Source organism: Mesorhizobium sp. M2A.F.Ca.ET.067.02.1.1, assembly GCF_004023285.1.
Taxonomy (GTDB): Bacteria; Pseudomonadota; Alphaproteobacteria; order Rhizobiales; family Rhizobiaceae; genus Mesorhizobium.
This window is the reverse complement of sequence record NZ_RZSB01000402.1, coordinates 1-5531: the sequence shown is the minus strand read 5'-3', so window position 1 is coordinate 5531 and position 5531 is coordinate 1. Positions and strand designations below refer to the sequence as shown.

Below are 5531 nucleotides of genomic sequence, written 5' to 3'. Positions count from 1 at the left end.
CGCTCGAACAGTTCCGGCACCGTCATGCGCGAGACGCTTTCGATCTCCTGGTCGCTGTCCATGAAGGGCAGCGACAGCATCGTCGCCACCTTGCGGCCGATCGCCGTCTTGCCAGCCCCCATCAGCCCGACGAAGACGATCGAACGGCTGCCGAGCCGTTCGACCAGCGCGGCACAGCCTTCGTCCGTCGGATTTGGTGGCACAGCGTTCATCGGGGCCTCTTTGCGCCGTATCGACATCAAAAGCCTGTTTGCGTCAAGCGCGGGTGCACGAACGGGTCCGAAGCCTTTCCGGCAAAAACCTGCGGCGACCGGAATCCTTCGTCCTTGAATTGCCCGGTTTGGCGTCCCATAAGGGCACAGGGCTTTGGAAACGCAGAACAACAAGACGGGCGAAATTTGAATGCCGACTTTGTTTCGCTTCGTCGTGACGCTGGCGGTTCTTGCGGGTATTGCCTATGGCGCGATGTTCGCGCTGGCGATGTTCGTGGAGCCCAAAAAAGCGGAAATGAGCATCCGCATTCCCGCCGAAAAGCTCAACCCCAAGAAGAACTGACAAACCCGGCCCGATGAACAGCGCCGCCCGCATCGAAGCCTTCCTCGAAATGATGAGCGCCGAACGGGGGGCGGCCGAGAACACGCTTGCCTCCTACCGCCGCGATCTCGAGGACGCTTCCGAAGCGATCAAGGGCGGACTTGCGGGCGCCGGATCGGCCGACATCCGCGCCTATCTCGACGACATTGCCGCGCGTGGCTTCGCGCCGACCTCGCAGGCGCGCAAATTGTCGGCGATCCGCCAGTTCTTCAAATTCCTCTACGCCGAGGGCCTGCGCGGCGACGACCCGACCGGCACGCTGGACAGCCCGCGCAAGGGCCGGCCGCTGCCGAAGACGATGAGCGAGGCCGAGACCGGCCGCCTGCTCGACCGGGCGGCGCAGGAAGCCGGCGAAGCTGGTCCGGATGGCGACCGGATGGCCGCCTTGCGCCTGCACGCGCTGGTCGAGGTGCTCTACGCCACGGGCCTGCGCGTGTCGGAGCTGGTCGGCCTCCCGGTGACGGTGGCGCTGCGTGACGACCGCTTCTTCATGGTGCGCGGCAAGGGCGACAAGGAACGCATGGTGCCGCTGTCGGCCAAGGCGCGCACGGCCATGCGCGCCTGGCTTGCCGCAAGGGCCGAGCGCCCGGCCTTTGCCGAGAGCCCGTTCCTGTTTCCCGCCTCCTCCGACAGCGGCCATCTTTCCCGGCAGGTTTTCGCCCGCGATCTCAAGGACTTGGCGGCTCGGTCGGGGATAGCTGCGGCGAAAATCTCGCCGCATGTGCTTCGCCATGCTTTTGCCAGCCATCTCCTGCAGAACGGCGCCGATCTCAGAGCCGTTCAGCAACTCCTTGGCCATGCCGACATCTCGACCACGCAGATCTACACCCATGTGCTGGAGGAGCGGCTGGTGCGGCTGGTCAACGATCATCATCCGCTTGCCGACTAGGCCTCATATCGCTATGTGAGGGCGACGTTCCACCGCCCGGAGCCGGCATTTCAGCGGTTCCGCCAGCCATTTCGCCTTCCGACGGATCGGTCCGCGCAAGCATGTACAACTACCTCGACTTCGAAAAGCCGGTGCAGGATCTGGAGCTCAAGATCCTCGAACTGAAGAAGCTTGCCGAGAACGGCGAGGCGGTCGATGTCGCCGAAGAGATCAGCCGGCTGGAAAAGCGTTCGCGCGACGCGTTGCGCGACCTCTACAAGGCGCTCACCCCCTGGCAGAAGGTGCAGGTCGCGCGCCATCCCGACCGCCCGCATTGCGTCGACTACATCAAAGGGCTGTTCACCGATTTCACGCCCTTGGCCGGCGACCGCAATTTCGGCGACGACCAGGCGATCGTCGGCGGCTTCGCCCGCTTCCGCGGCGAGCCGGTGGCGGTGATCGGTCAGGAAAAGGGTTCGGACACGGCAAGCCGTATCAAGCACAATTTCGGCTCGGTGCGGCCGGAGGGCTACCGCAAGGCGGTGCGCCTCATGGAACTGGCCGACCGTTTCAAGATCCCGCTTCTGACGCTGGTCGACACCGCCGGCGCCTATCCCGGCGTCGGCGCTGAGGAGCGCGGCCAGGCCGAAGCGATCGCACGTTCGACTTCCGCCTGCCTTTCGCTGAAAGTGCCGTCGATCTCGGTGGTCATCGGCGAAGGCGGGTCCGGCGGGGCCATCGCGATCGCCACCGCCAACCGGGTCTATATGCTCGAGCACGCCATCTATTCGGTGATCTCGCCGGAGGGTGCCGCTTCGATCCTGTGGCGTGACACCACCCGCTCCAAGGACGCGGCGACCAACATGAAGATCACGGCGCAGGATCTGCTCGAGATGAAGATCATCGACGCCATCATTCCCGAGCCGATGGGCGGCGCCCAGCGCGCGCCGGAAACGGTGATTGCCTCCACCGGTGACCTCATCGCCAGGACGATGAAGGACTTTGCCGGCGCCAACACCGATTTCCGCGAGCAGCGCCGCGAGAAATATCTGGCGATGGGCCGCAGCCTCTGACCCGCTAACCGTTCAACTGTGGCCAAGATGAGCAATTTCGCCACAAAAATGCCGCCGGATTCGGCTCAATGGGATTTGCCGTGAGGGGTTTGCCCAGATTTGTGACGAAGGCTTGCGGTAAGGAATTTTCAAGGTTAACGGGCTTACGGTCCACTGGTGTTCAGCCTGCGGGCCCGGCCATGCCGAGAGTCGTTGGCCCGAGAGAAGAGACGTAGCCGCACCGATGTTTGCCAAGCTTGCCCGCACCGGAGTCCTGATCGCCGCCATCGGCGTCGCCGGCTGCAATGATTCGTCGATGAAGGATTTCGCGCCGGAGGCCAACAAGCCGCTGCCGGACAAGATCCTTGCCGACATGAAGGCCAAGGGCATGGTGCGCACCTCCTCGGTGATGGCGCGCATCTTCAAGGAAGAAGGCAAGCTCGAGATTTGGAAGGCCAAGACCAACGGCCGCTACGATCTCGTCGCCAGCTACGACATCTGCAAATGGTCGGGGAAGCTCGGCCCCAAATACACCGAGGGCGACCGCCAGGCGCCGGAAGGCTTCTACACGGTGCGCCCGTCGCAGATGAACCCGCGCTCGAATTACCATCTGTCCTTCAACATCGGCTTCCCCAACGCCTATGACCGCGCCAATGGCCGCACCGGGCAGAACCTGATGGTGCACGGCGCCTGCTCGTCGTCCGGCTGCTATTCGATGACCGACGCGCAGATCGAGCAGATCTATGCCTTCGGCCGCGACGCCTTCCAGGGCGGCCAGACCGAATTCCAGATCCAGGCCTTCCCCTTCCGCATGACCGCCGCCAACATGGCGCGCTACCGCAACGACCCGAACTACGAGTTCTGGAAGATGCTGAAGGTCGGATACGACAATTTCGAGATCACCAAGGTGCCGCCGAAGGTCGACGTCTGCGAGAAGCGCTACGTCTTCAATCAGGTCGCGCCGGAAGGCACGACCTTCGACCCGACTGGCCCCTGCCCCCCGACGACGCAGCCGGATTCGCTGAAGACCGCCTTCGCCAGTTACGAGAAGAGCTACGACGCGGCCTTCAATTCGGCGGTGAATTCCAGCAACCCGCCGCCGAAGCCGACCATTGCCGGCATCAAGGAAGCCAGCATCGTCTCTGACTGGTCGAAGCGCCGCGCCCGCGGCGAGCGCGTGCCGATCGAGCCGCCGTCGATGAATGCGGATGGCTCGGTGACGGAAACGACCCGCATGGGCCGTATCGATTCGCCGGCCGGCCGCAAGATGGCCGCGCTCGACGCGGAAAAGGAAGCCAAGCGCAAGGCGGAAGAGCAGCGCCTGGCGGCGATCGAGGCGGCCAAGGCCGCCAAGGAACAGGCCAAGGCGCAAGCGCTGGCCGAGAAGGAAGCCGCCAAGCAGGCCGCGCAGCAGCCGGTCGTCACCGCCGGCGTCGAGCCAGCGGCCGCGCAGGAAACCCAGCAGGCCGCCGACGCCGACCAGGGCACCGTGTCGAAGCTGAAGAAGAAGCTGCTCGGCATGTTCGGCGGCTGAGACCCAATGCATGTCGCCCGAAAGTGTAAGGCGGTTTTGGGATAACGACATGCATGAACAAAGGGCAAAGCCGCCCGCCATCTACGATCTCAAGGGACTGAACTGTCCGTTGCCGGTGCTGAAAGCCCGCAAGCGGTTGGCGGCCATGCGGCCGGGCAGCCGGCTTTGGCTGGAAACCACCGATCCGCTCGCGGTCATCGATATCCCGGCCTTCTGCGCCGATGCCGGCCACCAATTGGTCGAAACGGCCGCGGTCACTGGCGGTCATCGTTTCCTGGTCGAGCGCGGCAGCGCGGCCTGAGCCGGCGTCGTTTTTTTGCTATAACCCTGCAATCGCCAGCGGATTGGACTCGAGCGCGGCCCGGTCCGGCGTGTCGATCGACGGTTTGTTGGTGAAGGCCGCGAACAGGCGCTGGATATAATCTTCCGGCATGTCCAGCGTGATCAGCACCAGCCTGGTGCCGCGCTGACCGTCGGGCCAGGCCGGCAGCCTTGCCGGTGGATGCAGGATCTTCTGCACGCCGTGAATGACAAGCGGTCGCGACGGATCCTCCGCGAGCTCGATGACGCCCTTCATGCGCAGCAGCTTCTCGCCATGTGTCGAGCGCAGAAGGTCGAGGAACATCTCGATCGCCGAGTACGGCACCGGACCGTCATGGACGAGCGAGTGCGTGCGCACGCGCCTATCGTGGCGATGCTCATGATGGTGGTGATCATGATCGCCGTCATGGTGATGATGGCGATGATCTTGGTGATGATCCTGATCATGGTGATGATCTTGATCATGCGCAGCCTCTTCGCCAAGCCAGCGCCGCACGTCGGCGGACTTGGTTTCGGGATCATAAAGCCCGCAATTGAACAGCGCCGCGGCGCCGGCCTCGTTGACGTCGAGCACGACGGCGCCCGGATTGACCTGCTTCAGCCTTGCCAGCAACGCCTCGACCTCGGCCGCATCGGCAAGGTCCGTCTTGGTCAGCACGATGCGATCGGCCACCGCCGCCTGTTTCACCGCCTCGACATGGGCGTCGAGCGTCGCCTCGCTATTGACGGCGTCGACCAGCGTGATGACGCCGTCGAGCCGGAAGGCCTGCACCAGCGCAGGATGCGCCATGATCGACTGCAGCACCGGCGCCGGATCGGCGAGACCCGTCGTCTCGACGACGACGCGGGCGAGTTTCGCGATGCGGCCGGTCTGCAGCCGGTCGACGAGATCGGCAAGCGTGTCGACCAGGTCGCCGCGCACCGTGCAGCAGAGGCAGCCGTCGGAGAGCTGGATGATGCCGTCGGATGCCTGCTCGACCAAAAGGTGGTCGACCGCCACCTCGCCGAACTCGTTGATGATCACCGCCGTATCGGCAAGCGCCGGATCCTTGAGCAGCCGATTGAGCAGCGTCGTCTTGCCGGCGCCGAGAAAGCCGGTGAGAACGGAGACGGGGATGGGAAAGCCGCCCTTCATGATGGCTAGTTCGCCTTGGCGGGCTGG

General features: G+C 64.3%; 7 protein-coding genes. 5 read left to right on the top strand and 2 right to left on the bottom strand.

Annotated elements, in window-relative coordinates; translation table 11 throughout:
• Window positions 1–212: shikimate kinase (locus EOA28_RS23330; RefSeq protein WP_281060919.1), on the bottom strand; the 212-nt coding region annotated here is incomplete at its 3' end.
• A 190-nt stretch (window positions 213–402) separates the two neighbouring features.
• Between EOA28_RS23330 and EOA28_RS23325 the strand changes: the two genes are divergently transcribed.
• The 5 genes from EOA28_RS23325 to EOA28_RS23305 all read left to right on the top strand — a co-directional run bounded on the left by EOA28_RS23325 (window position 403) and on the right by EOA28_RS23305 (window position 4349).
• On the top strand, window positions 403–555 hold the full coding sequence (locus tag EOA28_RS23325; protein WP_042643428.1) for a hypothetical protein: 153 nt from the start codon (window positions 403–405) through the stop codon (window positions 553–555).
• A 13-nt stretch (window positions 556–568) separates the two neighbouring features.
• Entirely contained in the window at window positions 569–1483 is a 915-nt protein-coding gene (locus EOA28_RS23320; protein WP_127251138.1) for a site-specific tyrosine recombinase XerD, read from the top strand.
• Window positions 1484–1584: 101 nt separating this feature from the next.
• Window positions 1585–2535, top strand: coding sequence for an acetyl-CoA carboxylase carboxyltransferase subunit alpha (locus tag EOA28_RS23315; protein ID WP_126064161.1), 951 nt, complete (start codon window positions 1585–1587; stop codon window positions 2533–2535).
• 223 nt (window positions 2536–2758) lie between these two features.
• The gene (locus EOA28_RS23310; protein WP_127251136.1) at window positions 2759–4048 is read left to right on the top strand and encodes a murein L,D-transpeptidase family protein; all 1290 of its coding nucleotides are present in this window, start codon (window positions 2759–2761) and stop codon (window positions 4046–4048) included.
• A 49-nt stretch (window positions 4049–4097) separates the two neighbouring features.
• The gene (locus EOA28_RS23305; RefSeq protein ID WP_042643420.1) at window positions 4098–4349 is read left to right on the top strand and encodes a sulfurtransferase TusA family protein; all 252 of its coding nucleotides are present in this window, start codon (window positions 4098–4100) and stop codon (window positions 4347–4349) included.
• Window positions 4350–4367: 18 nt separating this feature from the next.
• Here EOA28_RS23305 and EOA28_RS23300 read toward each other — a convergent pair whose 3' ends face one another.
• Window positions 4368–5504 (bottom strand): GTP-binding protein, encoded by a 1137-nt coding sequence (locus EOA28_RS23300; RefSeq protein ID WP_127251135.1) that lies wholly within the window; start codon window positions 5502–5504, stop codon window positions 4368–4370.
• Between the last annotated feature and the right edge of the window lie 27 nt (window positions 5505–5531).